Origin of the sequence: Variovorax sp. V15 (genome assembly GCF_041154425.1) — a bacterium.
Lineage (GTDB): Bacteria > Pseudomonadota > Gammaproteobacteria > Burkholderiales > Burkholderiaceae_C > Variovorax > Variovorax guangxiensis.
Map to the genome: position 1 here is coordinate 4,431,484 of NZ_AP028659.1, position 26,935 is coordinate 4,458,418.

Annotated in this window: 33 protein-coding genes; 12 read left to right on the forward strand and 21 right to left on the reverse strand. The window is 68.5% G+C overall.

The features are described 5' to 3' along the window. Positions 1–79 precede the first annotated feature (79 nt). The 4 genes from ACAM57_RS21040 to ACAM57_RS21055 all read right to left on the reverse strand — a co-directional run bounded on the left by ACAM57_RS21040 (position 80) and on the right by ACAM57_RS21055 (position 4,481). A complete protein-coding gene (locus ACAM57_RS21040) occupies positions 80–1,264 on the reverse strand; it encodes an FAD-dependent oxidoreductase (protein WP_369658780.1) in 1,185 nt (394 codons plus the stop codon). After that, on the reverse strand, positions 1,261–2,451 hold the full coding sequence (locus ACAM57_RS21045; protein WP_184636259.1) for an amino acid aminotransferase: 1,191 nt from the start codon (positions 2,449–2,451) through the stop codon (positions 1,261–1,263). Before ACAM57_RS21045 ends, ACAM57_RS21040 begins: the two co-directional genes overlap by 4 nt. 38 nt (positions 2,452–2,489) lie before the next feature. Continuing rightward, positions 2,490–3,428, reverse strand: coding sequence for a tryptophan 2,3-dioxygenase (locus ACAM57_RS21050; protein WP_369658781.1), 939 nt, complete (start codon positions 3,426–3,428; stop codon positions 2,490–2,492). An 81-nt stretch (positions 3,429–3,509) separates the two neighbouring features. Further along, on the reverse strand, positions 3,510–4,481 hold the full coding sequence (locus ACAM57_RS21055; protein ID WP_369658782.1) for an AraC family transcriptional regulator: 972 nt from the start codon (positions 4,479–4,481) through the stop codon (positions 3,510–3,512). Between the two features lie 135 nt (positions 4,482–4,616). Here ACAM57_RS21055 and ACAM57_RS21060 point away from each other — a divergent pair, with 135 nt between their 5' ends. Beyond that, positions 4,617–5,090 carry a Fur family transcriptional regulator gene (locus ACAM57_RS21060; RefSeq protein WP_369658783.1) on the forward strand — a complete coding sequence of 158 codons (474 nt, stop codon included), beginning with the start codon at positions 4,617–4,619 and terminating at the stop codon, positions 5,088–5,090. 6 nt (positions 5,091–5,096) lie between these two features. Here the strand turns inward: ACAM57_RS21060 and zigA are convergent, their stop codons facing one another. Next, complete coding sequence (gene zigA, locus ACAM57_RS21065) at positions 5,097–6,290, reverse strand: zinc metallochaperone GTPase ZigA (RefSeq protein WP_369658784.1); 1,194 nt, start codon at positions 6,288–6,290, stop codon at positions 5,097–5,099. Positions 6,291–6,391: 101 nt separating this feature from the next. On the opposite strand from zigA, the gene ACAM57_RS21070 reads away from it, so the two are divergent. Then, positions 6,392–7,000, forward strand: coding sequence for a GNAT family N-acetyltransferase (locus tag ACAM57_RS21070; protein WP_369658785.1), 609 nt, complete (start codon positions 6,392–6,394; stop codon positions 6,998–7,000). Here ACAM57_RS21070 and ACAM57_RS21075 read toward each other — a convergent pair. From ACAM57_RS21075 to ACAM57_RS21085, 3 genes are all read right to left on the reverse strand, one after another. Beyond that, positions 6,994–7,716, reverse strand: coding sequence for a DUF899 family protein (locus tag ACAM57_RS21075; protein ID WP_369658786.1), 723 nt, complete (start codon positions 7,714–7,716; stop codon positions 6,994–6,996). The genes ACAM57_RS21070 and ACAM57_RS21075 overlap by 7 nt on opposite strands. A gap of 100 nt (positions 7,717–7,816) precedes the next feature. Then, positions 7,817–8,719, reverse strand: a complete 903-nt coding sequence (locus ACAM57_RS21080; protein WP_184636246.1) for an SDR family NAD(P)-dependent oxidoreductase — start codon at positions 8,717–8,719, stop codon at positions 7,817–7,819. A gap of 53 nt (positions 8,720–8,772) precedes the next feature. Then, positions 8,773–9,642 (reverse strand): helix-turn-helix domain-containing protein, encoded by an 870-nt coding sequence (locus tag ACAM57_RS21085; RefSeq protein ID WP_369658787.1) that lies wholly within the window; start codon positions 9,640–9,642, stop codon positions 8,773–8,775. 69 nt (positions 9,643–9,711) lie between these two features. On the opposite strand from ACAM57_RS21085, the gene ACAM57_RS21090 reads away from it, so the two are divergent. After that, positions 9,712–10,371 (forward strand): glutathione S-transferase, encoded by a 660-nt coding sequence (locus ACAM57_RS21090; protein WP_184636242.1) that lies wholly within the window; start codon positions 9,712–9,714, stop codon positions 10,369–10,371. On the opposite strand, the gene ACAM57_RS21095 is transcribed toward ACAM57_RS21090, so the two are convergent. Next, positions 10,368–11,270, reverse strand: a complete 903-nt coding sequence (locus ACAM57_RS21095) for a LysR family transcriptional regulator (protein ID WP_184636240.1) — start codon at positions 11,268–11,270, stop codon at positions 10,368–10,370. The two genes, ACAM57_RS21090 and ACAM57_RS21095, sit on opposite strands and share 4 nt — an antisense overlap. Before the next feature lie 131 nt (positions 11,271–11,401). Between ACAM57_RS21095 and ACAM57_RS21100 the strand changes: the two genes are divergently transcribed. Together ACAM57_RS21100 and ACAM57_RS21105 are read left to right on the forward strand one after the other, a co-directional pair. Then, entirely contained in the window at positions 11,402–12,730 is a 1,329-nt protein-coding gene (locus ACAM57_RS21100) for an MFS transporter (protein ID WP_369658788.1), read from the forward strand. Between the two features lie 44 nt (positions 12,731–12,774). After that, the gene (locus tag ACAM57_RS21105) at positions 12,775–13,878 is read left to right on the forward strand and encodes a M14 family metallopeptidase (protein ID WP_369658789.1); all 1,104 of its coding nucleotides are present in this window, start codon (positions 12,775–12,777) and stop codon (positions 13,876–13,878) included. Positions 13,879–13,895: 17 nt separating this feature from the next. Here ACAM57_RS21105 and ACAM57_RS21110 read toward each other — a convergent pair whose 3' ends face one another. From ACAM57_RS21110 to ACAM57_RS21125, 4 genes are all read right to left on the reverse strand, one after another. Continuing rightward, complete coding sequence (locus ACAM57_RS21110; protein ID WP_369658790.1) at positions 13,896–14,696, reverse strand: enoyl-CoA hydratase/isomerase family protein; 801 nt, start codon at positions 14,694–14,696, stop codon at positions 13,896–13,898. 31 nt (positions 14,697–14,727) lie between these two features. Continuing rightward, positions 14,728–15,150, reverse strand: a complete 423-nt coding sequence (locus tag ACAM57_RS21115; protein WP_126024179.1) for a hypothetical protein — start codon at positions 15,148–15,150, stop codon at positions 14,728–14,730. Between the two features lie 75 nt (positions 15,151–15,225). Continuing rightward, positions 15,226–15,498 (reverse strand): DUF2164 domain-containing protein, encoded by a 273-nt coding sequence (locus ACAM57_RS21120; RefSeq protein ID WP_369658791.1) that lies wholly within the window; start codon positions 15,496–15,498, stop codon positions 15,226–15,228. Continuing rightward, entirely contained in the window at positions 15,495–16,004 is a 510-nt protein-coding gene (locus tag ACAM57_RS21125; RefSeq protein ID WP_369658792.1) for an N-acetyltransferase family protein, read from the reverse strand. The genes ACAM57_RS21120 and ACAM57_RS21125 overlap by 4 nt, the downstream gene beginning before the upstream one ends. 90 nt (positions 16,005–16,094) lie before the next feature. Here ACAM57_RS21125 and ACAM57_RS21130 point away from each other — a divergent pair, with 90 nt between their 5' ends. Further along, on the forward strand, positions 16,095–17,282 hold the full coding sequence (locus tag ACAM57_RS21130; protein ID WP_369658793.1) for a YncE family protein: 1,188 nt from the start codon (positions 16,095–16,097) through the stop codon (positions 17,280–17,282). A 40-nt stretch (positions 17,283–17,322) separates the two neighbouring features. Next, positions 17,323–17,535 carry a hypothetical protein gene (locus ACAM57_RS21135; protein ID WP_369658794.1) on the forward strand — a complete coding sequence of 71 codons (213 nt, stop codon included), beginning with the start codon at positions 17,323–17,325 and terminating at the stop codon, positions 17,533–17,535. 136 nt (positions 17,536–17,671) lie between these two features. Here ACAM57_RS21135 and ACAM57_RS21140 read toward each other — a convergent pair whose 3' ends face one another. Next, the gene (locus tag ACAM57_RS21140) at positions 17,672–18,253 is read right to left on the reverse strand and encodes a hypothetical protein (RefSeq protein ID WP_369658795.1); all 582 of its coding nucleotides are present in this window, start codon (positions 18,251–18,253) and stop codon (positions 17,672–17,674) included. Between the two features lie 355 nt (positions 18,254–18,608). Here ACAM57_RS21140 and ACAM57_RS21145 point away from each other — a divergent pair, with 355 nt between their 5' ends. Continuing rightward, the gene (locus ACAM57_RS21145; protein WP_369658796.1) at positions 18,609–20,030 is read left to right on the forward strand and encodes a lactonase family protein; all 1,422 of its coding nucleotides are present in this window, start codon (positions 18,609–18,611) and stop codon (positions 20,028–20,030) included. Between the two features lie 202 nt (positions 20,031–20,232). Here ACAM57_RS21145 and ACAM57_RS21150 read toward each other — a convergent pair whose 3' ends face one another. The 3 genes from ACAM57_RS21150 to ACAM57_RS21160 all read right to left on the reverse strand — a co-directional run bounded on the left by ACAM57_RS21150 (position 20,233) and on the right by ACAM57_RS21160 (position 22,459). Next, on the reverse strand, positions 20,233–21,141 hold the full coding sequence (locus tag ACAM57_RS21150; RefSeq protein WP_369658797.1) for a DUF808 domain-containing protein: 909 nt from the start codon (positions 21,139–21,141) through the stop codon (positions 20,233–20,235). Between the two features lie 91 nt (positions 21,142–21,232). Next, entirely contained in the window at positions 21,233–21,925 is a 693-nt protein-coding gene (locus ACAM57_RS21155; protein ID WP_184636220.1) for a PepSY-associated TM helix domain-containing protein, read from the reverse strand. Between the two features lie 15 nt (positions 21,926–21,940). Then, entirely contained in the window at positions 21,941–22,459 is a 519-nt protein-coding gene (locus ACAM57_RS21160) for a GNAT family N-acetyltransferase (protein ID WP_126024170.1), read from the reverse strand. 87 nt (positions 22,460–22,546) lie between these two features. Here ACAM57_RS21160 and ACAM57_RS21165 point away from each other — a divergent pair, with 87 nt between their 5' ends. From ACAM57_RS21165 to ACAM57_RS21175, 3 genes are read left to right on the forward strand one after another with little or no spacing between them, the layout of a single operon-like run. Beyond that, complete coding sequence (locus ACAM57_RS21165; RefSeq protein WP_165909684.1) at positions 22,547–22,696, forward strand: hypothetical protein; 150 nt, start codon at positions 22,547–22,549, stop codon at positions 22,694–22,696. Further along, the gene (locus ACAM57_RS21170) at positions 22,696–22,971 is read left to right on the forward strand and encodes a VF530 family DNA-binding protein (RefSeq protein WP_369658798.1); all 276 of its coding nucleotides are present in this window, start codon (positions 22,696–22,698) and stop codon (positions 22,969–22,971) included. Before ACAM57_RS21165 ends, ACAM57_RS21170 begins: the two co-directional genes overlap by 1 nt. Continuing rightward, entirely contained in the window at positions 22,968–23,255 is a 288-nt protein-coding gene (locus tag ACAM57_RS21175) for a 2Fe-2S iron-sulfur cluster-binding protein (RefSeq protein ID WP_126024168.1), read from the forward strand. Before ACAM57_RS21170 ends, ACAM57_RS21175 begins: the two co-directional genes overlap by 4 nt. Here ACAM57_RS21175 and ACAM57_RS21180 read toward each other — a convergent pair. After that, positions 23,252–24,568 (reverse strand): MFS transporter, encoded by a 1,317-nt coding sequence (locus ACAM57_RS21180; RefSeq protein WP_369658799.1) that lies wholly within the window; start codon positions 24,566–24,568, stop codon positions 23,252–23,254. The two genes, ACAM57_RS21175 and ACAM57_RS21180, sit on opposite strands and share 4 nt — an antisense overlap. A gap of 87 nt (positions 24,569–24,655) precedes the next feature. Here ACAM57_RS21180 and ACAM57_RS21185 point away from each other — a divergent pair, with 87 nt between their 5' ends. Continuing rightward, entirely contained in the window at positions 24,656–25,306 is a 651-nt protein-coding gene (locus ACAM57_RS21185; RefSeq protein WP_369658800.1) for an RluA family pseudouridine synthase, read from the forward strand. 16 nt (positions 25,307–25,322) lie between these two features. On the opposite strand, the gene ACAM57_RS21190 is transcribed toward ACAM57_RS21185, so the two are convergent. The 3 genes from ACAM57_RS21190 to ACAM57_RS21200 all read right to left on the reverse strand — a co-directional run bounded on the left by ACAM57_RS21190 (position 25,323) and on the right by ACAM57_RS21200 (position 26,930). After that, positions 25,323–25,763 carry a universal stress protein gene (locus ACAM57_RS21190; protein WP_007833935.1) on the reverse strand — a complete coding sequence of 147 codons (441 nt, stop codon included), beginning with the start codon at positions 25,761–25,763 and terminating at the stop codon, positions 25,323–25,325. Between the two features lie 130 nt (positions 25,764–25,893). Beyond that, a complete protein-coding gene (locus ACAM57_RS21195; RefSeq protein WP_184636216.1) occupies positions 25,894–26,649 on the reverse strand; it encodes a 2OG-Fe dioxygenase family protein in 756 nt (251 codons plus the stop codon). Beyond that, a complete protein-coding gene (locus ACAM57_RS21200; RefSeq protein ID WP_126024165.1) occupies positions 26,646–26,930 on the reverse strand; it encodes a DUF427 domain-containing protein in 285 nt (94 codons plus the stop codon). The genes ACAM57_RS21195 and ACAM57_RS21200 overlap by 4 nt, the downstream gene beginning before the upstream one ends. Positions 26,931–26,935 lie beyond the last annotated feature (5 nt).

Genomic DNA, 26,935 nt, shown 5'->3' on the forward strand with positions numbered 1-26,935 from the left:
GAACCTTCGATTGCAGGAGACAAAGGGCGCGATTCTGTCGCACCCTCGCCCGCAAGCGAACGACCCATTTGTCAGATGCTTAGGCCGGTTCCGGCATATGCGGCACCGCGAACCCCGCCAGCTGGCGGTAGAAGGCATCGACCTGCTGCTGCGCGCCCTCGCGCATCGCCACGTTGCGCCGGGCGCAGCTTTCGGCGTCTTCCACGGCGCCCGCCTCGCCCACCTTGCGCGAAGCCTCCTGCACGAAGCGGCACATCGGATGGCGGCGCTCGCCGAAGGCCTGCAGCGTGGCTTCGGCGATGCCGTGGCGCGCGAGCATGTCGGCCAGCACCACCGCGTCTTCCACCGCCATCGCGCCGCCCTGCCCCATGAAGGGCGTGCAGGCATGCGCCGCATCGCCGATCAGCAGCACGCGACCCGCATGCCAGGGCAGCGGCGCCTGCACTTCCTCGACGGCCGTGTAGAGCACCTCGGAATCCGCACCGAGCTGGTCGAGGAACTGCCGCGCCGGCCCGCCGAACTCGGCGAAGCGCTCGCGCATCTGCTCGGACCAGCTCTCCTTCGGATACCAGCGCCCCGCGGGCTCGGCGACCGTGCCGAAGATATAGAGCCTGTCGTTGCTGATCGGCATGATGCCCAGCCGCTTGCCGATGCCCATCATCATGATCTTGGCGTCCAGCTCGCGCGGCCGCTCGTGCACGCTGCGCCACACGCCGAAGCCCGAGTAGCGCGGCGCGAGCGCGCCGGACACGGCCTCGCGCACCTGCGAGCGGATGCCGTCGGCGCCGACGACGAGGTCGAAGCGCCGCGCCCTGCCGTCGGAGAACACGACCTCGGCACGATCGCCGCCGGCCGGCGCGTCGATCTTCGCCACCGTCGTCGCCAGCCTGATCTCCACGCCCAGCAGGTCGAGCTGCGCGGCCAGGATGCGGTGCATCTCCGAGCGCTTGATGCCCACGATGGGCGCCGCGCCGCCGCTGGAACACGGATAGAAAACGTCGACGATGGGCTCGCCGCGATGGTCCAGGTAGACGTTGCGTCCGTCCTCGATGGCGAAGCCCGCGCCCAGGATATCCGGCAGCACGCCGACGCGGCGCAGCGCCTCCAGCCCGTTGCCGTAGATGAAGATGCCCGAGCTCTGGAAGCGCCATTCGGCCTGCTTCTCGACCAGCGTCACGCCGAAGCCCTTGCGGGCCAGCGCGATGGCCGCCGAGCAGCCCGCGATGCCCGCGCCGACGATCAGGATGCTGCAGACCGGCTTCATCGGGTTTCTCCGCCGGAACACACCTCGGCCAGTGCCTCGCACACATGGGAGATGTTGGAAGCATTGAGTCCCGCGACGCAGATGCGTCCCGACGACACCACGTACACCCCGAAGCGCGAGCGCAGTGCCTCGATCTGCGCGGCCGACAGCCCCGAGTAGCTGAACATGCCGTTCTGCGCGACGAGGAAGCCGAAGTCGCGCCCCGGCAGTGCCTCGCCCAGCTTGCGGTGCAGGCTGGTGCGCACCTCGCGCATGCGGCCGCGCATCGCATCGAGCTCGGCGCGCCACTGCGCATTCGATGCCGGACTGGACAGCACCGCCTCAACCAGCGCCGCACCCAGCGCAGGCGGGCACGAATAGCTGCGGCGAATCGCCAGCTTGAGCTGCCCCAGCAGCCGCGCCTTGTCGGCCTTGGGCGCATGCACGCCCAACGCGCCGACGCGCTCGCCGTACAGCGAGAAGATCTTCGAGAACGAACTCGCCACCAGGCAGGCGATGCCGCGTCGCACGCATTCGCGCACGGCCCAGGCGTCCTCGTCCACGCCGTGCGCGAAGCCCTGGTAGGCCACGTCGAAGAAGGGCAGCAGGCCGCGTTGCTCGATCACGTCGAGAAGCGCGTGCCACTCGGCCTGGGTCGGATCAACGCCGGTCGGGTTGTGGCAGCAGGGATGCAGCAGCACCACGCTGCCGGCCTGCAGCTTCTGCAAGGCGGAGACGGCGCCGTCGAGGTCGAAGCCGCCGGTCTCCTTCGCATAGTACGGGTAGTTTTCGACACGGAAGCCCGCGCCAGCAAAGATCGCGGCGTGGTTGGCCCAGGTCGGGTCGGGCATCCAGATCGCGGCATCGGGCAGCACACCCTTCAGGAAATCGGCGCCCACCTTCAGCGCACCGGTGCCGGCGACGGTCTGCACCACCACGATGTCGTCGGCGTTCTTGCCGAAGACCAGTTCGCGCACGGCATCGCGGTAGGCCTCGCCACCCTCGGTCGGCAGATAGACGCTGGGCCCGCGAGCCCCAACGCCCGCCTCGCGCGCAGCCCGCACCGATTCGAGCACCGGCACCTGCCCCGCTTCATCGCAGTAGATGCCGATGCCGAGGTTCACCTTGAACGGCCTCGGGTCGGCCTTGTAGACCTCGAAGAGGCCGAGGATGGGGTCGTCGGCATAGGCCGGCAATTGGTCGAACACGAAAACTCCTGGGAAGGAAGAAAGGAAGCGAGAAAAGCTCAGAGCTGGGTCCGCACCGACCAGAGCTCGGGAAAGAACCGGTGGTCGACCACGCTGCGCAGCCAGCCCACGCCGGCCGAGCCGCCCGTGCCGGGCTTGAAGCCCAGGATGCGCTCGACCGACACGAAGTGCCGCCAGCGGTATTGCGAGAACACGTCGGCGATGTCCATCAGCGCCTCGCCGAGGCGGTAAAGCTCGTTCTCGGGCGTCGGGTCGCCGTACACCCAGAGCCACGCGGCCTCCACGCCCGGGTTGGGCACATAGGGCGCCGACCAGTCGCGCGACAGTGCCTCGGGCGGCACGGCGATGTCGCGGCGGTGCAGCAGCGCCAGCACGTCGTCGTACAGGCTCGGCGAATTCAGCGCGCGCTCCATGTAGGGCCACACGTCGGGGTTGTTGGCATGCGCGCGTGCCAGCGGCACAGACTTGTTGCCGAGGATGAATTCCACGTGCCGGTACATGTACGACTGCTGGCCCGAGGCGACACCCAGCGTGTTGCGGAACTGGTTGAACTCGTGCGGCGTGATGGTCGAGAGCACATCCCAGGTCTTGCCGAGGAATTCGAGCAGCGCCCGCACGCGCGGCACCAGCTGCAGCGCGCCGGCCACGTCGTCGGCCCGGATGCGCGCCTGCATGTTGGCCAGTTCGTAGTGAATGGCCTTGAAGCTCAGCTCCTTGCAGTGGGTGATGCACATGAAGACCATCTCGTCGTGGCCTTCGCTGCGCATGTGCTGCAGGCTCAGCAGCAGGTCGTTGCGCTGGTGCTCCAGGTAGGGGTTGCTCGCGCCCTCGAAGGCGGTGAGCGGCTCGCCGTCGGTGTCGCGCGCGGTGGCGGCGCGCTGGGCGTTGTCGCCGGTGGCGATGGGCTTCACCAGCGACAGCTCGAGCGCGGGGTTGCGGACTTCGGGAACGACTCTCTTGCGTGGGGTGATGGCCATGCGCCGATTGTTCGGCTGGCGGGTGGCGGCCTCAACCTCCGGCAGGCCGGATTTGGGCACCGGGCGTACGGGACAGTGGGTTCAGTCCGTTTCGGCCCGGCGCGCGTAGGCGCTCGGCGTCATGCCCGTCCAGCGCTGGAACGCGCGCGAGAAGGCCTTTTCCGACGCATAGCCGACCGCCTCGGCCACCTGGTGCAGGCTCAGCTGCCGGTTCTTGAGTTTCTCGGCGGCCAGCGTCATGCGGTAGGAGCCCAGGTAGTGCATGGGCGTCACGCCCACCAGCGCGCGGAAGCGCTCGCTGAAGACGGTGCGCGACAGGTAGCTGGCCTGCGCCAGCGAGGCCACCGACCACGGATGCCCGGGCCGCTCGTGCATCAGCGAGATCGCGCGGGCGATGCTCTCGTCGTCCAGTCCGCGCAGGCTGCCGAACTTTTCGCCGTGCTCCTGCGCCTGCGGCTGGGCATAGAGGTGCTCGCAGAGGATGTGCACCAGCAGCAGGTCGGCCATGCGCGCCGCCGACAGCTGCCAGCCCGGGCGCTGGGTGATGGTCTCGTTCACCAGCGTTTCCATGGCCTGCGCGAGCGAGGCGGTGGTGGGAATCTGCGCCTGCCGCAGCACGATCAGCGGCGGCAGGCTGCCGATGATGGAGCCCAGCCCCTGCGCGGGCATCCACAGGTGCAGCGAGAAGAGCTCGGTGGCCGGGCCGCCTCCGCCGTGCGAGAAGACGATGGGGTGGTCGCCATGCCGGCCGACCGAGTGCGCCTCGATCAGCGAGCGGAAAGGCACCGGCTCCAGCCCCGGCGCGGACGACACGGTATGCGCCCCGCCCTGCGGCAGCATCGCGATGTCGTGCGGCGCCACCTGCACCGGCTCTGCGCCGTCCACCGCGATCCAGTACGGCGCCCCGGTGCACATGCGGATCAGCGGGCCGGCCACGCCGGTGGAGTGCAGTGACCAGGGGGCCGACAGCGAGAAGCGCGCGGTCACGGCTCTTTCGGACCTGTATGTCGCAAGCACGTGGCTGAGTACGTCGCCGCCCCGCTCTATGTCCATGCTGTTCGTGCCGCCCGGTGGTCTGTCTGTCTCGACGATGGCGGCGATTATCTGGCATGCCAGGCGGGCGATTCGGCCGCCCGCTGTCCACGCCGCCCCGGGATGCAACACAATGGCGTTTCGCAAGAAGACCTCATGAAGACCCCGACCTCGCACCCGAAGCCCCCGCGCGCCGCCCCGTTCGACAGCGAAACGCTGCTGCGCGAGAACGGCCTGCGCGTGACGCGCGCCGCCCAGACCGTGCTCGAGCTCATCGAGCACAGCTCGCAACCCCTGACGCACGAGGAAGTGGCAGCCGCCTACACCGCCGCCACCGGCGAGGCGCCCGATCGGGTGACGGTCTACCGCGTGCTCGACCGGCTGGTCGAGGCCGGCCTGTGCGACCGCCGCGTGGGCGCCGACCGCGTCAACCGCTTCTCGCGCCACGTGGAGGCCGAGTCGGGCAACACCTTCGAATGCGACCAGTGCCACAAGGTGCTGGCGCTGCCCTCTGACCCGGAACTGCCGAAGGTGATGGGCCGGTTGGGGCGAGCGCTGCGCAAGCAGGGCATCGACACGCGCCACACCGCATTGACCCTCCACGGCACCTGCGGCGACTGCGCCAGATAGCGCGCCTCAGACGTTCCAGGACGGGAACGGATCCGGGAAGTTCTGCCACCACGAGGCGCCGAAGCGCATCTCGTCTTCGGTGAGCAGGCAGGCGTCCAGCCGGGCGCGCAGCGCCTCTTCGTCCATGCCGATGCCGATCAGCACCAGCTCCTGGCGGGCATCGCCGGTGGCAGGGTCCCAGTTCTTGCGGATGAGCTCCAGCGCATCCGGATCGGTCGGCCAGTGCTCGCGCGGCACCGCCGCCCACCAGAAGCCCGCCACGCCGTAGCGGCAGGCCCCGCCGGCCTGCGACCACGAACCCGCGCGCGTGGCACGGCTGGCGAGCCAGAAGAAGCCCTTGGAGCGCACCACGCCCTCCCACTCGCTCTGCACCAGCTTCCAGAAGCGCATCGGGTGAAACGGCAGCCGCGAGCGGTAGACGAAGCTGCGGATGCCGTATTCCTCGCTCTCCGGCACATGCTCGCCGCGCAGCTCGGCCAGCCAGCCGGGCGCCCGCTCGGCCTGCTCGAAGTCGAAGAGGCCGGTGTCGAGCACGCGGTCGAGCGCCACGCGGCCGAACTCCGACACCTCGATGCGCGCACGCGGATTCAGGCTGCGCAATATCGCCATCAGCCGCTCGCGCTCCTCGGGCGTGACGAGGTCGGTCTTGTTGACCACCAGCACGTCGCAGAACTCGATCTGCTCGATCAGCAGGTCGACCACCGTGCGCGTGTCCTCGTCGCCCAGCGACTGCCCGCGCTGGCCGAGGCTGTCGGGCGAGCCGTAGTCGCGCAGGAAGTTGAAGGCGTCGACCACCGTCACCATGGTGTCGAGCCGCGCCACGTCCGACAGGCTCTTGCCGTCCTCCCCGGCGAAGGTGAAGGTCTCGGCCACCGGCAGGGGTTCGGAGATGCCGGTGGACTCGATCACCAGCTGGTCGAAACGCTTGTCCTTCGCCAGGCGCCGCACCTCGACGAGCAGGTCCTCGCGCAACGTGCAGCAGATGCAGCCGTTGCTCATCTCCACCAGCTTCTCGTCGGTGCGCGAGAGCTCGGCACCGCCATTGCGCACCAGCGCCGCGTCGATGTTGACCTCGCTCATGTCGTTGACGATGACCGCAACGCGCCGGCCTTCGCGGTTGTGGAGGATGTGGTTCAGCAGCGTGGTCTTGCCGGCGCCAAGGAAGCCGGAGAGCACGGTAACGGGAAGGCGGTCGGCCATGGGGATCGGCTCCATATATGCAACAGGATTGCATTATATGAACCCAATGCAACTGCGTTGCGTTTTCTGCCGCGCCGGGGCCTTCGCCTACCATCGGCGGCATGACCGCCCTTTCCGATTTCTCCGCCTCGCCCTTGCAGCTCGTCTGGCCTTCGCGGGAACATCTCCCCGGCTACATTGCGGCGCTGGAGCGCGGCTGGTCGCCCAACAACCTCCGGCCCGAGGCCGGCCTGGAAGAGCTTGCCCAGATCCGCATCGACCCCGCGCGCTTTCTGGCCAGCCTCGTCGACCCGGAAGCCAAGGGCCCGCCCGTCTCGCTGCCCGATGGCGGCACAGTGCCGCGCCTGCCGGGCTACCGGCGCTGGATGTGGGACGGCGAGTTCTGCGGCAGCATCCAGCTGCGCTGGCAGCCGGGCACCAACTCCCTGCCCGCCTACTGCCTCGGCCACATCGGCTACGCCGTGGTGCCGTGGAAAAGCGGCAAGGGCTACGCCAAGGCCGCGCTGCGCGCCCTGCTGCCCGAGGCGCGCGCCAGGGGCCTCGACCAGGTGGAAATCACGACCGACCCCGGCAACATCGCCTCGCAGCAGGTGATCCGCGCCAACGGCGGCGTGCTGGTGGAAGAATTCGTCAAGCTGCCCGCGCTTGGCGGCACCCCGGAGCTGCGCTTCCGCATCGATGTACGCGGGCTCGCCCCGGCCGCTCAGTAGGCCAGCTTCGGATACCAGTCCGTCCCTCGGCCCTCGGGCGTCATGTCGAGCAGGTTCCAGATCGGCATCGGATCGGGCGCGCCGCGGGGGTCCTGCCCCGGGTCTGACGCTCCGGCGCCCATTTCGCCGGCCCAGAAATGGCGGATGGTTCCGTCGCTCTCGCGCCGGAACACGTTGAACGCGGGGTTGTCGCCGCTGTCGGGCGTCTCGCCTGCATAGTCGCGGTTGAAGGTGTTGCCCGCCGACGAATACAGCGGCAGGTAGCGCCAGCCGCGCTCGGCGGCAAAGGCCGTCATCCGGGCGATGGGCGAAGTCGCGATCACCGCGAAAGCCACGCGCTGCAGGATGTCGGGCATCTCGCCGTCGTAAGCGCTCAACAGCGACGTGCACATCGGGCACGGGCGCTCGCGCTTCGGGCCGAACATCCAGTTGTAGGTGATGAGCGTGCCGTGCCCGCCGAAGAGCCCGGAAAGCAGCACCGGCCCTTCCCTGCCTTCGAAGAGATAGTCCTGCGGCACCACGCCGCCGGGCGGCAGCTCGCGCCGCTGCTGCGCCACGCGCTCCAGGTGGCGGCGCAGTTCGATCTCCTCGGCCAGGAGCGCCGTGCGGGCCTCGCGGTATTCGGCGCTCTCGTTGGGAAAGCGCACCGGGTTGGCCCTGGCCAGTTCGATGGCGGGCTTGAGCTGTGGCCGGGCCGGGGATGTCTGGGTCGCCATGGATCGCCTCCGGAAGAACAAACGATGAACGAGATTTCCTCACCGCGCGGCCGCCTGCACCTGTCAGCATTTGCCTGCTTCGGCCGCCGTCCCTGGCCTGCTACATCTCGAAAGGCGGAACCTGCCTGCCATCGATGTCGGTGAAACTGTATTCGCGCGCCAGGTCGCCCACGCGCAGCACCTCGCCGCTCCTGTCCATCACCATCGGGTCGCCGGCCAGCGCCGCGATGGCCCGCCCCACGTAGCGCGGCGACTCGGTGCGCGACAGTTCGGGGCGCTGCTGCCAGTGGGCCTCGTCGGTCTTGTGGCCGGCCAGCACGAACTCGGTGCGCATCCAGCCGGGCGACACCGCCACCGAGGCCACGCCGTGCGGCTTCAGGTCCTGCGCCATGCCGAAGGCCAGCCGCGTCATCGATGCCTTGGCCAAGTCGTAGAAGAGGCTGCCGCGCATGTAGTGGCCTCGGTCCCAGAAAGTGGTGGTGACGATCAGGCCCTTCTTCGCCCGCACCATCAGCGGCGCGGCGCAGCGGCTGGCCAGCAGGTGGTTGCGCACGCCGCGGTCGAACATCGAGTCCCAGTTCGACAGCGGGTGTTCCCAGAACGGCGCCTCGAACACGCCGGTGAAGGTCTCGTGGCCGCCCCAGGCGTTGTTCACCAGCAGGTCGATGCGGCCGGCCTCGCGCTCGACCCGGGCGAAGAGCGCGGAGACCTCCTCTTCCTTCGTGTGGTCGCAGCGCACCGCGATGCCGCGCCCGCCCATGCGCGAGACCTCGTCCGCCGTGTCGTCGATGCTGCCGGGCACCGTCGCCATGTCGGAGAGGGCCAGCAACTGGCCGTAGGTGTCGGCGGGCCGCTCGCGCGTGCTGCGGCCGGTGACGTACACGGTGGCGCCGGCAGCGCCCAGTTCGATCGCGATGCCGCGCCCTGCGCCGCGGCTCGCGCCGGTCACCACCGCCACGCAGTCCTTCAGCGGCCGGCCTGGCGTCTTTTCTTCGTCGTTCATCCTGATGGCTCCTTTGATCCTTTTGCCTGAGAGCGGATGAAGATAGCCAGCGCTCAACCCGCCGTCTTGGAAGAACCCGAAACCGCCTGGTCGAGGAACTCGGTCGGCGTGACGCCGCACAGCGCACGGAACTCGTTGACCAGATGCGACTGGTCGTAGAAGCCGCCCTCCAGCGCCACCTCGGCCCAGGCCGGCGAAGGCTGCTGCCGCAGCGCGCGCAGGCAGCCGTGCATGCGCGCGAGCCGGCTCCAGGCGCGCGGCGAAAGCCCCACGTGGGCATGGAAGAGCTGCTGCAGGCGCCGCTCTCCGACGCCCACGGCCGCAGCCACCTCGCGCAAAGGGCGCCGCCCACCGGAGCCTGCGATGAGTTGCGCCGCGCGGATGGCGGCAGCGTTACCCCCGGCATCGTCATCGCGGAGCCTGCGCAGCAGCGCGGCCTGCAGCTGTGCCACACGCGTCGCGTCGTCACGCGCTTCGGTCATGCGTTCGAGCAGTTCCGCGCCTTCGCCACGCCAGAGCTCGTCGAGATGCACCGCCGTGCCGCCAATCTCTCCGGCCGGCAGTCCCAGCAGCGCGGCGGCGGCACCGGGGCGGAGGGTGACGGAAAGGCCCTCCACCTTCCGCCGCATGCGCAACATGACCGGCGTGATCGAGGCGCCGATGGCTTCCACCGCCTGCCCCTGCTCGTCCCCGACGAAGGGCGCATCGCCGAAGTTGAAGATCAGCCGCACAGCGCCGTCAGGCAACACCCGCTCGCGTACCTCGTGGCCGTCGGCAAGGCTCTCGCGGCACAGCATGAGGTGCGATACATGTCCGCGCAGCGCGGCCGCGACCGGAAACGCGCGCAGCGTGCCGGCAGGTGCACCCGATTCCGGCCCGTGCAGCGGGTCGTCGTCGAGCCGGAGGAAGAGGCGTTCACCCATGGGGCCCGATTGTCTGGAAAAACGGCCGTGGCATGTCCGAAAATCGGCTGCTTCGCCTGTCCGGATCGAATGCCTCCCGCCCTGCCCGTTCTCTACTCGTTCCGCCGCTGCCCCTATGCGATGCGCGCCCGCCTCGCGCTGGTCGCCAGTGGCCAGCGGTGCGAGCTGCGTGAAGTGGCGCTGAAGAACAAGCCGGCCGACATGCTCGCCGCCTCTCCCAAGGGGACGGTGCCGGTGCTGGTCGCCGAAGACGGCGCGGTGCTGGAGCAGAGCCTGGACGTGATGCTGTGGGCGCTGCGCCGCAGCGATCCGCACGGCTGGCTCCAGCCAGAGACCGGCACGCTGCAGGACATGCTCGCGCTGGTCGCCGCCTGCGACGAGGGCTTCAAGCCTCAGCTCGACCGCTACAAGTACCCCGACCGGCATGCGGACGGCGGCGAGCCCGCACGCGAGCGTGGCGCGGCTTTCCTGCGCGATCTCGAAGCCCGGCTCTCGACCTCGGCGAACCTGGCCGGCACCCGCACGACACTGGCCGACGCCGCCCTCATGCCCTTCGTGCGCCAGTTCGCGATGGTCGACGCGGCATGGTTCGGCGCCCAGCCCTGGCCGCGCCTGCAGGCCTGGCTCTCGGGCTGGACCGCATCGGAACTCTTCGAGCGCGCCATGCACAAGTACGAGCCCTGGAAGCCGGGCGAGGCCGGCGTGGTCTTTCCTCCTGCCCAGGCCTAGGCAGCCACCGCCGCCGCCGAGGCCCGCTGGATGCATTCGACGAAATGCTGCGCGGCCGGCGTCAGCAGTTGCCCGCGCCGCTTGATGACGCTCACGCTGAGCATCGGCAGCTCTTCCTCGATCTCCACGCGGCGGATGCCGTGGCGCTTGAATGTCAGCGTGGCCAGCGGCTCGACGAACAGGCCGACAAGATCCATCTGCCCCACCAGCGCCAGCGCCACCGTGACCGACTGCCCCTGGATCACCCGCGCCGGCGGCGGCAGCCCCAGCGGCAGCAGCGGCGAGACGGCCTCGCGGCCGCTGAAGTGGTCGTCGCCCGGAAGGATCCACTCGGCCTTGTAGAGATCGCGGATCGAGCGGCTCGCGCGCAGCGGGTGGCGCTCGCGCAGGCCCACCACCAGCTTCACCGGAAAGAGTTCCATCGCCTCGAACTGCGGATCGAGCCGGCCCGGCACCACGTGCGCCACCGCGAAGTCGAGCGAGCCCTCGCGCAGGCGCGCCAGCATCCAGGGCAGCACGGTTTCGCTGAATTGCACATCGACGGCGGGCAGCCGCGCGTGGAAGTCCTTGAAGGCCACCGGCAGCACGGTGAGCGCGAAGGAGGTGCTGACGGCCAGCGCCACCTTGCCGGTGAGACCGTCGCGGATCTGTGCGATCTCGTCGCGGGCGCGCTGCATGTCGGCCAGCAGCAGCCGGGCGCGCGGCGCGAAGGCCTTGCCGAATTCGGTGAGCTGCACGCCCTTGACGCTGCGCTCCACCAGCGGCGCGCCGACCTCGCGCTCCAGCTCGCGCACGATCTTGGTGACAGCCGGCTGCGAGATGCCCAGCACGCGCGCGGCGGCACGGATGCTCAACTGCTCCACCACGGCCACGAAGGCATGCAGCTGGTTGGGTTTCATGAAAACCAAAAGTTATCTTAGAAGCCCAATTATTGTCTTTTCATGACAGCGGTGAATCTCTAGCATCCGGCGCGGCCAGGGCGTAGACCTTCGACCGACATTCCGAAAAGCAAAGCCAACACTGGAGACACATGAGCACCCCAAGCACCCGGCCCGCGCCGTCCTCGTCCCCCGCGCGCCGCCGCCAGACCATCGTGGCCACCACCATCGGCAACGGGCTGGAGTTCTTCGACTTCACCGTCTACGGTTTCCTGGCGCTCGTGATCGGCAAGCTGTTCTTCCCGACCTTCAGTTCCTACGGCCAGCTGCTGCTGACGGTGGCCAGCTTCGGCGTGGGCTTCATCATGCGGCCGCTGGGCGGCATCGTCATCGGCGCATACGCGGACCGCGCGGGCCGCAAGAAGGCCATGACGCTCACCATCTTCCTGATGGCGCTGGGCTGCGCCATGATCGCCTTCACGCCCACCTATGCAGCCATCGGCGTCGCGGCGCCCATCGTCATCGTGCTGGCGCGGCTCATCCAGGGCTTCTCGGCCGGCGGCGAGGTCGGCGCATCGACCACGCTGCTGGTGGAACACGCCACGCCGGCCAATCGCGGCTACATGGCGAGCTGGCAGTTCGCGAGCCAGGGCCTGGGCGTGATGCTCGGCGCCGTCGTGGTGGGCCTGCTGACCTTCACGCTGTCTGCCGAATCGATGCAGAGCTGGGGCTGGCGCATTCCCTTCGTCATCGGCATGCTGATCGCGCCGGTGGGCATGTACATCCGCCGCCATCTCGAAGAGTCGCTGCACATCTCGCCGCAGGAGGCCGCGGCGCCGCGCGAGAGCAGCCTGAAGATCGTCTGCACGCAGCACGGCAGGACGGTGCTGGCGGCCATTCTTTCGCTGGTCGGCGGCACCACGGCGGCGTATGTCGTGACCTTCTACATGCCCACGTACGCCGTGCGCGAGCTGGGCTTCACGCCCTCGGTGGCGCTCTTCGGCGCCGCGCTCACCGGCCTCATCTCCTTCGCCTTCGCGCCCTTCGTCGGCAAGCTGTCGGACGTGGTGGGCCGCAAGACGCTGATCGTCTGGAGCCGCGTCGCGCTCGCCCTGCTGATCTATCCCGGCTTCCTGTGGCTGAACGCCTCGCCGACGCCCACGGTGCTGTTCGTGGTGCTCGGCGTGTTCAGCTTCGGCCTCGTCGTGCAGACGGTGCCCGGCATCACGATGCTGCCCGAGATGTTCCCGAAGGCGGTGCGCGCCAGCGGCATGTCGCTGGTGTACAGCGTGGGCGTGGCGCTCTTCGGGGGCTTTGCGCCCTTCATCAGCACCTGGCTGCTCAACGCCACGGGCAGCAAGCTCGCGCCGGCCTGGTACCTGGTGGCGATGACGGTGGTCTCGCTGCTGGGCCTGCTCTGGCTGCGCGACCATACGGGCCGCGACATCGACGCCGCCGGCGCCCATTCGGCATCGGCCTGACCCACGGCCTTCATCACCATTCGAAGCACAGGAGTCTCCACCCCATGCAAGCACAACCCACCGCCGCCACGCGCTTCTTCTCGGGCACGTATGTCGAGGCCCGCGCCAAGTTCCTGGAGGCTGCCGCGCAGCGCGGCGCCACGGTCGAATCCTTCGTGATGGAAGCGCACAGGGGCGCGCTCGGCGAAGAGCTGGCCACCGACGTCGCGCTGGTCGGCGCCATCGACGCGAAGAAGGTGCTGCTCGTGAGTTCGGGCACGCACGGCCCCGAAGGCTTCTGCGGCTCGGGCACGCAGATCGCCACGCTCAACGACGCGGACCTGCTCTCGCGGCTGGAGCAGGCCGGCGTCTCGCTGCTGCTGGTGCACGCGGTCAACCCGCACGGCTTCTCGCACCTGCACCGCACGAACGAAGACAACATCGACCTGAACCGCAACCACATCGACTTCAACGCGCCGCTGCCGGTGAATGCCGAGTACGCCGATGTCGAGCCGCTGGTGCTGCCCGCCACCTGGCCGCCGACGCCCGCCGACGAAGCGGCCGTGGCCGCCTACGTCGAGAAGCACGGCATGCGCGCCTTCCGCGCCGCCGTGACGCGCGGCCAGTACACCTCGCCCGACGGCCTGTTCTACGGCGGCACCGCGCCTTCGTGGAGCAACAGGACCATCCGCAAGATCCTGCGCAAGTACGCCGCCTCGGCCACGCACCTGGGCTGGATCGACGTGCACACCGGCCTCGGCCCCTACGGCCACGGCGAGAAGATCTACCCGGGCCGTAACACGCCCGAAGACCTGGCGCGGGCTCACGACTGGTGGGGCGCCGACGTGTTCGCGCCCTTCGCCGGCGACTCGGCCTCGGCCGACGTGTCGGGCCCTGTGATTTCCACCGCGTACGACGAATGCCCCAACGCGAAGATCGCGCCCATGGGCCTCGAATTCGGCACCCTGCCCGACCTGGAAGTGCTCGACCGCCTGCGCGCCGACACCTGGCTGCGCCGCCACCCCGAGGCGCCGGAAGCGCAGAAGCGCGAGATCCGCACGCGGCTGCGCGACGGCTTCTACTGCGACAACGACGAGTGGAAGGGGATGATCCTCGGGCAGACGCGGGTGGTGCTGCTGCAGACGCTGCAGGGATTGCGCAAGGCCTGAGGCCGGCCGGTCTTTCTTCAGCCGAAGTTGGGCGCACGCTTCTCGCGCAACGAGGCGACGCCCTCGCGCACATCGGCCCCCGCGAAGCCCATGAATTCGAGCGCCAGCGAAGCATCGAAGGTCGGGCCGGCCTGGCGCAACCAGTTGTTCAGCGCGTACTTGGTGAAGCGGATCGCGCTCTGGCTGCCGGCCGCGAGCCGGTCGGCCACCTCGTAGGCGCGGGGCAGCAGGTCGGCCTCTTCCACCGCGAGCGACACGAGCCCGATGCGCTCGGCCTCCTCGCCGCTCACCGGCTCGCACAGCAGCAGGTGGTACTTGGCCTTGGCCATGCCGCACAGCAGCGGCCAGACGATGGCGGCGTGGTCGCCCGCCGCCACGCCCAGGCGGGTGTGGCCGTCGACGATCTTCGCGTTCTTCGCGGCGATGGAGATGTCGGCCAGCAGCCCCGCCACCAGGCCCGCGCCCACCGCCGGGCCGTGCATGGCGCTCACGATGGGCTTGTCGCAGTTGACGATGTTGTAGACGAGGTCGCGCGCCTCGCGCCACACGCGCTGGCGCACCACGTCGTCGGTGGTCATGTCCTGCACCATGGCGAGGTCGCCGCCGCCCGAGAAGCCCAGCCCCTCGCCCCGCAGCACCGCGCAGCGCACGCTGTCGTCGGCCGACACATCGCGCCAGATCTCGGCGAGTTCGCGATGGCCGTCGTGGCCCGCCGTGGGCAGCTTGCCGTTGGCCGCCAGCATCCGGATGTCGAGCACCCCGCCGTTCGCGCCGCGGCGCTCGATGGCGAGGGTCTTGTAGCGGGCGGCGTAGTCCATGGCGGGTGTCTCTTTCTTTCGTCTCTTTGGGCTATTTCCTTGCCGCCAGCTCCCGGCAGCGCTGCACGTTCGCGTCGAAGCGCGAGGCCAGCCCGGGCTCGCACTCGTCGGACGGTGCGAGCCGGCACATGCCGACCACAGCGTAGTCCATCACCGCCGCCGTGCACATCGGGTACGCCGCGAGTTCGGGATTGGCCTTGCTCTTGAAGCCCCAGCGCTCCGAGAACTGCACGGTGCGGACCATCGCGCCGTGGAAGAAGCTTCGGTCTTTCGCGGCGATGGCCGCCTCCATGCGGGGCAGTTCCTCGTTCAGGTAGCCGACCGAGTCGAGCGGAAAGCCCGACGGGTCCTGCTGTGCGGTGGCGAAGGAAGCGGCGAGCACGAAGGGCAAGGCCGCAAGGGCGCGCAGAACGGAAGGAGTCGCGCGGCTTTGGGAGGTGCGGTGGAGGTGCATGGCTGCGAATTCTGCAACGTTTTGAAGCATTTCTGAACTCGCCACGATGCGCGGGCGCTACGCTGGCAGGCTTCGCTAGCGGCCTTTCTTCTGCTTGTCGAATTTGCGCCAGTACTGGAATTCGTCCTCATGTACCTCGAGGTCGATTTCAGAGACTCGCGCCTGCAGCCGCTCCTGCACTTCGGCCACCGCCCGGTTGTAGACCAGCGGCCCGATCTCCTCCAGGAAGAAACCGAGCAGCGCACCCGCCGCGACGTTGCCGATGGGTTCTTCCATGTTCTCGCGGAAATAGCGCTCGATGGAGATGATGGCCTGCTGGCGGGCTTCCTTCGGTATCTCGATGGTCATGACTGGGCTCGCAGATGAGATCGGTCGATTGTGCCGCTCGGAGCATCCGTGGCAGGCTTGGCGACGAAGCCGCGCTCCACGTCACCTCTGAAGCCGACAGCCTCGTAGAGGCCATGCGCCTCCTCGCGCGCCACGCCGGAAAGCAGCAGCACCTTGCAGCAGCCCTGCTGCCAGGCCAGATCGAGCGCATGCTGCAACACCAGCCGCGCGAGCCCGCGCCGGCGGAAGGCCGCGGCCGTGATGACGTGCTCGATGACGCCGATGCGCCGTCCGCCACTGGCGAGATTAGGAATCGTCGCGAGCATGCAGGTCGCGCCGAGCGTTTCCGCTATTTCGGCGACGACGACACAGGCATGCGGGTCTTCCACGATTTCGCGCCACAGGCGCTGCGCCTCATCCGGCGACAGCACCGGATCATTCGGGCGGAGTTCGGCATACAGCGCCTGCACCGCTGGCAGATCGACCATAGTGGCAGCACGGACGAGGGCGGTCGGCGTCTGATTCATAGCAAAGATCAATGGTTGCCGCATTCTTGCCGCATTCGCCCAGCCCTTCGCTACCATGCGCGCTCACAACAACACACACCGGAGACACCCATGAAGTTGCGTTCCACCGGGCTCGCGGCCCTTGCCCTTGCGCTCGTCGCGGGCTGCACGAACCTCACCCCAACGCTGCCCCAGCGCCAGCTGATGCTGGTGGCGAACGACGAGAAGCAGTCGTGGAACGACGCCGGCGCTGTGATCCTCGGGCCGATGGGGCGCGACACGGTGCAGGTGCTGGACATCGGCACCGATCCGCTAGCGCCCAAGGTGCTCGGCACGCTGCAGCTGGACAACACCATCGCCGGTCCGCCGACCAACCTCGCGATCACGCCCGGCGAGACGCTGGCGCTGGTCGCCAACTCGCTCAACGTGGTCGAGGACAACGGCGCGCGCAAGCAGGTGCCCGACAACCGGCTCTTCGTGATCGACCTGACCACCACGCCGCCCAAGCTGCTCGACACGCTGCAGGTGGGCAGGCAGCCCTCGGGCCTGTCGATCAACCGCGCGGGCGACCTGGCGCTGGTGGCCAACCGCGCCGACAACTCGGTGAGCGTGCTGCGCATCTCGGGCAAGAAGGTGACGCTGGTCGACACCGTGGCCATGGGCGACTCTGTGGCGCACGTGCGCTTCACGCCCGACGGCAAGCGTGCGCTGGCGGCCAAGTTCCCGAGCCACAAGATCGCGCTGCTCGACGTGAACGGCGAGAAGGTCAGCTACAACAAGGTCGACCTCGCCGCGGGCCTGTGGCCCTACAACGTCGACGTGACGCCCGACGGCAAGCTCGCGCTGACCGCCGACAACGGCAACTCGGGCGCCTCCGACGGACAGGTCGACACGGTCAGCGTGATCGACATGGAAGCCGCGCCGCCGCGCGTGGTCGACAAGGTGGTCGTCGGCGACGGCCCCGAGGGCCTGGCCGTGAGCCCGACCGGCAAGCATGCGGTGGCGGTGATCCTGCGCGGCAGCAACGCGGCGAAGAACGCCTACTTCTACAACCGCAACGGCTCGGTGGTGCTGCTGAAGATCGACGGCAAGAAAGTCACGCGCGCCAACGAGGTGGTGGTGCGCGGGCTGCCGGAGGGTGCGGTGTGGAGCGCCGATGGCAGGTATCTGTACGTGGGCAACTTCATCGACCAGGACATCACGATCCTGAGGCTGGACGGCGACACGCTGGTGCCGACGGGCAAGTCGTTCCAGCTGCAGGGCCATCCGGCCGCGATGCGCGGGAAAATGACGCACTGATTTCCCGCTCCCCCTCACTCTCCCGGACAACGACGAAGCCATGGCGCAACCCAAACGACAACTCCGCACGCTCGAACGCGGCATCCTCTGCCTGGTGATCGGCGTCGCCGTCCTGCTGGGGCCGCGCTTCCTGCAGGGCACGCGCTGGTTCGAGATGGTGGCGGGGGCCTATCTGGTGGGCTGGTTCGCATTGGTGCTGGGCGTCGCGCTGATCGTGGTCGAGCTGGTGAAGCTGGGCAGGAAGCGCGAGTAGGGAAAAATCCGCAGCGCGGCGGGCTGGCGCAGCAGCAGCAGCCAACGGCACGAAGCGGCGCGCCCCTGTGGACGATCATGAACTGCCGTGGGAAGACAGCTCAGCCGCATTCAACCCACAGGACCACGGCAGTTGGTCATCTTGGATCGATGACATCGAACTCGAACTGCACCGGGGCGGAGTCTTCGACGTAGGCGGTGATCAGGTAGTGGCCGGGAGGATCGCCCTCGACCACGTCCCAGGACTTCGAAATGGTGCCGTCGTGGATGGTCAAGGTCACGTCCAGCGAAAGAGTCTTGCGGTCCGCCGACATGCCGTAAGGCTGGCCGCCGGTGCCCCATGTCTTCGGGGTTTCCGGCAATGTCATGCGTTCGAGAACGCGGACTTTGCCGGTCTTCCGGTTGAGCTTCAGGATCCAGCCGTAGTTCTGGTTGATCGTCCGGGGGACGGTGTTCGAAGCCTTGAAATCCAGCACGTCGTTGTTCGGCGCCAGCTTGAAGAGGCCGAAGACCGCATCGAGCGGGCACGTCCCATTCGCTATCGGAGCGTTGGCGCAAGCCTTGAACACGGCGGCATTCGATTCGGAAACGGAGCCATGCGACGCGGCGGGGCTCGGGAAGTCGCTGGAACCGCGCGGGGCGGCTCCCGCGGTTTGAGCGCCGGTGTGGGTGCACGCGGCCGCAGCGAAAAGAACGAGAAGGTGGCGAATTTTTTTCATGGCAAATGAGCTCGGCAAATGGGCTCGGCAAACGACCAAGGCCTGCATCATGATCCAGTTGGCCCACAGCGGCATCCGGCGGCGGATTCAAGCGGTCGTTCCACGCCAGGCGACGGACGGCAGCCCCGGACTGGTTGCCGTCAGCCGGTATGGCCTGCTGACATCCGGCGCGGCAGCGGATGCTGTTCATAGGCACGGCCATCGGGCATGCGGACGGCGCAAGCCGCTCGACGCGCTGCGGAAGGAACGTGCGCCGTCGGACGAGTCGCCGCGAGGTAGGCGGCCAGTCGCGGGGCGTGCAAATGGAAGCGTGTCCCGATAACATCGCGGCCACATTTGTTTCCCAAAGAAAAAAATGCCGCCGCTGCCCCCTCGCACCCGCCTGAGCCTCGCCCTGGCCATCGCCGTGCCCTTGATGCTTGCATCGTGCGGCGGGGGCGGAGGCGGCGGCTTCTCCTTCACGCCATTTCCTGCGGCCAACGGCGGCGGAGGCGACGCACCGCCTCCTCCTGCACCGCCCCCGGGCGCGCCGAAGTTCGCCGTCGGCGGCACCGTCACTGGCCTGGCAGGCAGCGGGCTCGTGCTGCAGAACAACGCGGGCGACGACCTGGCCATAGGCGCCGATGGCAGCTTCAGCTTCGCCACTTCGCTGGACGACCGTGCCGACTACGGCGTGACCGTGAAGACGCAGCCCACGGCGCTGCAGGTCTGCGTTGCGAAACAGGCCTTCGGGACGGTGGCGGGGGCGGCAGTGAACTCGGTGAGGGTCAATTGCTCGGAGGCCGGAGCCGATCGTTTCGGCTTTGCGGCCAACGAGCGATCGAATAATCTGACTGCATACACCGTTTCTGCGGATGGCAGTTTGTCGGCAGCCACTCCCGCTGCGTACTCCCTGGCAGGCACCCCCCAGCACGTGACAGCGCATCCCTCGGGGAAAAAGCTCTACGCCAGCATCTACGTCGGTACCCAAGGCGTCACCCAATACACCATCGATCCCGCCGGCACGCTGTCGCAAGACCTCAATATCACCACCGGCGTCGGCACGAGCCCGGTTTTTGTCGGCGTCGAACCCAAGGGACGTTTTGCCTACGTGATCGGCGACGGGCAGATCCATCGGCTCAATATCGACGCGACCACCGGCGACCTCGACGGCAGCACGGCCGTGGCCGTGGCCGGCGGCAACAGCCGCAAGCTGGGTTTCGATCCCGACGGGCGATTCGCGTTCGTGCCCAACGGTGCGTCCGTCGAGGTGTTCCGCCTGGACCAGGGCACCGGCGTTCCGATCTCGCCACCCGTGCCGGTCGCGTTGCCGGTCGGCGGCTTCGTCGACGTCGCGGCCGAGCCCAGCGGGCGTTTCGCCTACGTGAGCACCGGCAACAACCCCGGCACCCTGCTCGCTTATTCCATCGACCAGACCACGGGCGCGTTGACTTCGATCGGCTCGGTGCCCTCCGGCAACACGCCCTTCGGCATGGCCATCGATCCGACCGGACGCTTCGTGTACGTTGCGAACCGGAACTCCCACGACGTCTCGGCCTACGCCATCAATCCACGAACCGGCGCGCTGACAGCGGTACCGGGCCAACCGTTCTCCGTCGGAGGCAACACGCCCAACTCCGTGACCGTGGATCGCACAGGCCGGTTCGCCTACACGGCGAACCAAGGCGACAACACGATCTCGATCTTCACGATCGACCGGACCACCGGCGCGCTCGCTCTGCAAACCGCGCGACCAGCCGGAGCCAACGGGCCGCAGTTCTTCGCGCTCACGAAGTAGGTAGCGCGGGCTCCGGGTCAGGCCCCGCTAGTTTTGCGAATGGGCCCGCAGCCGCATCTGCAAGACTCGGAACAGGTCAGATGAGGCGCAACGCGCCTGCAATACGCAGTTGGCGAAGGCCACAGAATGCCCCTCGGTGCAGCAGCGGCCATCCGCCGAAGCTCAACAGCCCCTCACACCAACAACCGGCAGCCGGACCGCGTCAGGCCATCTTGCCGCGCATCTTGCCGACCAACTCCACCGCGCCCAGCACGATGGCGCCGGCCACCAGGCCCACGCCGGCATTCACGCCCATGGAGCCCAGCGTGCCGAACACGCCGCCGGTGGCCTTGGCCCAGTCTTCGACTGCATGGCCCAGCGCCGGTACGCCGTGCACCAGGATGCCGCCGCCCACGAGGAACATCGCGGCCGTGCCGGCCACCGACAGCGCCTTCATGAGCCACGGCGCCGCCGCCAGGATGCCCCGGCCCAGGGCCTGGGCGCCCGCGCTCGCGCGCTGGCTCAGGTAGAGGCCCGCGTCGTCCAGTTTCACGATGCCGGCCACCAGGCCGTAGACGCCGATGGTCATGATGAGCGCGATGCCCGCCAGCACGCTCAGCTGGGTGGTGAAGGGCTGGCCCTGCACGGTGCCCAGCGTGATGGCGATGATTTCCGCAGAGAGGATGAAGTCGGTGCGCACCGCGCCCTTGATCTTGTCCTTTTCCATCGCGACCACGTCGATCGAGGCATCGGCCATGGCCTTCTCGTGGCGCTGCGTGTCGGTGTCGTGTTCGTCCTTGTGCAGGAACTTGTGCGCCAGTTTTTCCGCGCCTTCGAAGCAGAGGAAAGCGCCGCCGATCATCAGCAGCGGCGTCACCAGCCAGGGCAGCCAGGTGCCGATAGCCAGGGCGGCCGGCACGAGGATGGCCTTGTTGACGAAGGAGCCCTTGCACACGGCCCACACCACCGGGATCTCGCGCTCGGCCTTCACTCCGGTGACCTGCTGCGCGTTGAGCGCGAGGTCGTCGCCCAGGACGCCGGCCGTCTTCTTGGCGGCTACTTTGGTGAGGACCGATACGTCGTCGAGAACGGTCGCGATGTCGTCGAGCAGCAGGAGCAGGCTGGAGGCCATGGGCAGGATTCGGGCTGAAAAGGAAGCGGCGAGCTTATCCGCAGCCGGGTTGCGCCCCCGCAATACCCGTACGCCGGCGCCTCCCGGGCCCTCAGAGTGCGCTCAGCGCAATGGCCAGCATGGCCGCCAGCGAGGCGCCGAAGAGCGCCAGGCCGACGCGGCGGCGCCGGTGCGTGAGCATCCACAGCACCACGCCCGAGATCGACAGGAAGATCAGGCTGCCGGCCAGCGTATCGACCAGCAGGATCCAGGGCAGCGGCATGGCGCCGCCCTTGTGCATGTTGGTGAGCGTGGCGACGAAGCCGTTGCGCGTGGTGGTCACGCCGACCGAGCGGTTGCCCTGCCAGTATTCGGCCTGGACGATCTCGTTGGGGCCACCGAAGTTGAAGATCCAGTGCGCCGGCTGCGTCAGCGCGGGAGCCGTCTTGTCGCTCTTGTCGGCCCATGCGACGGGCTTGGCAGCCTCGATGCGGCTGGAGTTCGGCGGGCCGCTCATGCGCAGCGCCTCCTGCAGCCAGCGGCTCATGGCCTCGGGCGTTTCCGGCACCGGGTCGGGCAGCGCCAGCTGGGCGCGGCTGCGCTCCTGGGCCTGCGGCAGCTTCAGCACGTTGCGGTGGTTGAGCCAGATGCCGCTGAAGCCGAACAGCAGCCCCAGCACCGCGCCCCACAGGCCGAACCAGCCGTGGGTGCGGCGGATCCACTGCACGGCGGCCGTGCGGCGCTGGTGCGAGCGCACGCGCGCGGCATGGCCGAGGGAGGAAGAACTGCTGCCGGCGGCGTCCATGTGGCGGTCGCCGGCTCAGGCCACGTTGCGCTTGAGGCGGATTTCCTCGATGCGCACGGTGCCGATGGCGGTGGTCTTGGCGGTCTTCATCTCGCGCTTGAAGCCCGCGAGCTCGTGGAAGCGCATGGCGCGGTCGTTGCGAATGGGCACCCAGATGGTGACCGTGGTGCAGCCCTCTTCCTCCAGGCCTTCGCGGGCGGCGTCCCACAGGGCCACGCCGGCGCCCTTGCCCCAGTGCTCGGGCTTGACGTAGATGGCCCAGATCTCGCCGGTGGTCGGCGGCGTCTTGGGGTCGCGCGAGCGGTCGAAGCCCACGAAGCCGACGACCTCGCTGCCTTGCACCACCACGTGCACCTGGGGTTCGCTGTATTCGATGGCCTCGCGCCACTTGGCTTCGCGCGAGGCCGGGGCCAGCGCGCGCAGTTCTTCCTCGGGAAGGATGCCTTCGTAGGCGGCCTTGACGGAGAGTGCGTGGATTTCTGCGACGGCCTTGGCGTCGCGCAGGGTCGCGGGGCGAACTTCGTAATCTGACATGGATGCGGGAAATCGGATGGAACCGGCTATTGTCGCCGCACCGCTAAACTGCTGGCCGCATACGTCGCAACTACAGGAGAAACCGACATGGCCAAGGGTCAGCAACGCAGCAACAAGGAAGCGAAGAAGCCGAAGAAGGACACCTCGCCGCCCAAGCCTGTGAGCACTGGCGGCATCGAGCCGGTCCGCACCATCACGACCGAAGTGATCCCCCGCGGCAAGCTCAAGAACAAGTGATGAGCGAAGCGCCAGCGCCCGCCCCCAGGCCCCAGCCGCGCAATCCGCTGCACGGTGTCACTCTGGAGGCCATCGTCACGGCGCTGGCCGGCCACTACGGGTGGGAGCGCCTGAGCGAGCTCGTTCCCATCCGCTGCTTCACGCTCGACCCGAGCGTGAGTTCCAGCCTCAAGTTCCTGCGCAAGACGCCGTGGGCGCGCGAGAAGGTCGAGAGCCTGTATCTCTTCATGCTGCGCGAGCAACGCCGCGAGCAGCAACAGCAACAGCAACCATGAAGGTCCGGATCGAGCCTTCGGGCCTCGACTTCGAGACCGACGCCGAAACCACCTTGTTGAAGGCCGCCGAGGCCGCCGGCATCGAGCTGCCGAGCTCGTGCCGCAACGGCACCTGCCGCACCTGCATCTGCCTGCGGCTCGCGGGCGAAACCCGCCACATCATCGAATGGCCCGGCCTGAGCGCCGAAGAAAAGGCCGAGGGCTGGATCCTGCCCTGCGTGGCACAGGCGCTGGGCGACGTCACGCTCGAAGTGCCGGGCGCGCGCTCCCTGTTTGCCGACTAGGCGGCCGGCGGCCTGACCGAAGGCGCCGCCACCACCAGCCGGTCGCGCTGCGCCAGCGACGGAAACAGCTTGAACCAGGTCAGCGCGACCAGCATGGTGCCCACGCCGCCCACCACCACCGAGCCGACCGGCCCCAGCAGCGCCGCCGTGGCGCCCGACTCGAACTCGCCGAGCTGGTTGCTCGCGCCGATGAAGATCGAGTTGACCGCGCTCACCCGCCCGCGCATGGCGTCGGGCGTTTCCAGCTGCACCAGTGTCTGGCGGATCACCACGTTGACCATGTCTGCGCCGCCCGAGACCGCCAGCGCGATCAGCGAGACGACGAAGCTCTTCGAAATGCCGAACACCACCATGCACAGCCCGAAGAGCCCGATGGCCAGCAGCAGCGTGCGCCCGATGTGGCGCTCCACCGGCCGGCGCGTGAGCGCGATGGACATCACCAGCGCGCCCACCGCCGGTGCGCTGCGCAGCAGGCCCAGGCCCCAGGGACCGGTGTGCAGGATGTCCTTGGCATAGATCGGCAGCAGCGCCACCGCGCCGCCCAGCAGCACCGCGAACAGGTCGAGCGAGACGGCGCCGAGCACGGGCTTGCGCTTCCAGATGAAATCGACGCCCGCGAACACCGTGGACAGCGTCACCGGCTCGCGCGCGGCCGGCGTGTAGGCATAACGCAGACGCAGCACCAGCGCGCAGGCGACACCGAAGAAGGCCACGCTGGCGCCATACACCACCGCCATGCCCGCCACGAACAGCAGGCCGCCAAGGGCAGGCCCCCCGATGATCGCGCCCTGCATGCCCGCCGAGCTGAAGGCCATCGCGCGAGACAGCATGGTCGGCGGCACCAGCAGCGGCGTCAGCGCCTGCTGCGCCGGCATCTGGAAGGCCCGCACCGCGCCCAGCACCAGAGAAAGGCCCAGCAGCAGGCCGCGCGTGTCGTGCTTCTCGAGCACCGCCAGCAGCAGCACCAGTGCCACCAGCCCCTGCACCGCGAAGCAGGCCGCCACGATGCGCCCGCGATGGTGACGGTCGACGATGTGCCCGGCCAGCAGCGCCAGCAGCAGCGCGGGCACGAACTGGTAGAGGCCGACCAGGCCCAGGTCCCAGGCGCTGCCGGTGAGCTCGTACATGTGCCAGCCGATGGCCACCAGCAACATCTGCGAGGCGGCCGTGCCGAAGAGGCGCGCCGTCCACATCTGCATGAAGGGGCGCTCGCGCGTCAGGTCGGAGAAGCTGGGGGGGGAAACCGCTGCGGCCGTCGATGTGGCTTGGGCGTCGGGGGAAGAGGAAGCGGAGGCTTGGGCGGGGCCGGACATTCGTCCGAGGATAGCCGAGGCCGGATGAGCGGGGCGTGAGCCTGGGCAAGGGGCCCGGCGCCCCGCTGTCTACACTCTGCGGCTTCCATGACCGCCCCGCCGCCACTGCAACCCGTTCACGAAGACCCGTACCTGCTGGTGCTCGACAAGCCTGCGGGCCTGCTCTGTGTGCCCGGCCGCGGCGAGGACAAGCAGGACTGCCTGAGCGCCCGCGCCATGCGGCAGTGGCCCGATGCGCTGATCGTGCACCGGCTCGACATGGCCACCAGCGGCCTGGTGCTGATGGCGCGCGGCATCGAGATGCAGCGCGCGCTGAGCGCGGCCTTCGCCGACCGCGAGGTGCACAAGCGCTATGAAGCCATCGTCGATGGCGCGATGCCGCTGCGCCAGGAGTGGTCGCTGATCGACGCGCCGCTGATGGCCGACTGGCCGCGCCGCCCGCTGCAGAAGATCGATCCGGAGGGCAAGCCCAGCCTCACGCGATGGAAGGCGCTGTCAGTGCTGCCCGGCGAGCCCGCCGCCACACATGTGCTGCTGGAGCCCCTGACGGGCCGTTCGCATCAGCTGCGCGTGCATCTGCTGTCGATCGGACATCCGATCCTGGGAGATGCGCTGTACGGCGACGCCGCACTGCAGGCGCGTGCGGCGCGCCTGCTGCTGCATGCGAGCGAACTTGGGTTCGTGCACCCGGTGACGCAGCAGAGCCTTTTCTTCAACCGGCCGCCTGATTGGACGTGACGGGCTGGGCCCTTCCTCAGCCGCCCTTCACCACCAGCACAGGCATGTTCGCGTCCTGGAGCACCCGCTGCGTCACGCTGCCCAGCAGCAGTTTCTCGATGCCGCTGCGGCCGTGCGAGCCCATCACGATCAGGTCTGCCGCGATGGCGATGGCCGTGTCGACGATGCCTTCGTGCACCACGTGGCCGTCGATCACGCGCTGGTCGCTGTGAAGGCCTTCCGCCGCGAGCGCCGCCACGCCGCGTGCGAGGGCGGCATTGGCACTGGCAGTGGCCGCCGCGAGGTATTCGTTCTGGCCGAGCGCATAGTCCGCGCCCACGCCGATGAAGGGGTAGTTGTCGATCACGTGGATCAGCGTGATGCGGCTACCGAAGGCCAGCGCGAGGCCGCTGGCCTTGCTGACGGCGAGCATGGAAGTTTCGGAGCCGTCGATCGGAACCAGGATGTGATTGAACATGGCGGGACCTCGCTTTCGTTCGCAGACAGACTCGGCCCATACCGGACCGGGGACCCGAATTTAACCGTTGTTGCGCGGAGCAGGCTGTAGGACTCGTGCCAGCAAGGGCAAGCCCCGAGATCGCCCAGCTTCAGTCCCCCTGGAAACCCTCGGCCCGGCAGGTGATCACCAGCGTGTCGCGCCAGCCCTCGCCGCCCTCTTCGAGCGGCTGGATCGGCGTCGACTCGTGGATCACGCGCGCATCGTCGAGCAGCAGAAGCGTCCACGGCTCGGTCATCGTGAAGCGCTCGCCACGCCTTCCGTTGGCCTCGAACACGCGTGTCTCTCCGCCCTTGATGCCGTGCCGCCCCACGAGCGCGACAGCCACCAGATCCACGCCATCGCGGTGCGCGCCCTCGGGCGTGGGGCGACCGATGCCGCCCGCGGTGTCGATGCGGAACTGGTGCGCTTCCACGTACCAGCGCTGCGCCGCACCGCGCATCTCGCTGCTGGCCTTCCCGAGCTGCTGCAGCAGCCGCTGCCACACCGGCTGCGCGATGGTGGCGTCGAGCATCGGCGCAAACCAGCGCTGCATGCCGCCATGCAGCGCGTTGTATTCCACCGGCTGCCAGTGCGCGCGATGCGGCACCTGCGCGAGCGTGGCCTGCTCGTCGGCTTCGACGGTGAAGCAGGCATGGCGTCGCGTGCGATAGCGGCCGCCGTCCTTCAGGTAGTCGTCGGGCGGAAGATCGTTCCAGTCGGCATGCAGCGCTTCGAGCTGCGCGACCGGGAGACCGAGCCATTCGGCTACGCCTTGGGGGCTCAGCACGGCATAGCCTTGATCGCGCAGCGCGGCGGGCAGCTCGGCCGGCGAGATGAACGGGGGAGTGAAGGCGGCGGTGGTCACTGCGCGCTGACCTTCACGTCCTTCCAGAACGCGACGCGGTCGCGGATCTCTTCGGCTTCGGGCTTCGGGTCGGCGTAGTACCAGGCGGCGTCGGTGTTGAGCTCGCCGTTGACCAGCAGCGAGTAGTAGTTCGCTGTGCCCTTCCAGGGGCAGGTGGTCTTGTGATTGCTGAAGGTGACGAAGTCGCGGTTGAGCGAGCTCATCGGGAAATAGTGGTTGCCTTCGACGAGGACTGTGTCGTCGCTTTCGGCGATGGTTACGCCGTTCCAGGTTGCTTTCATGATTT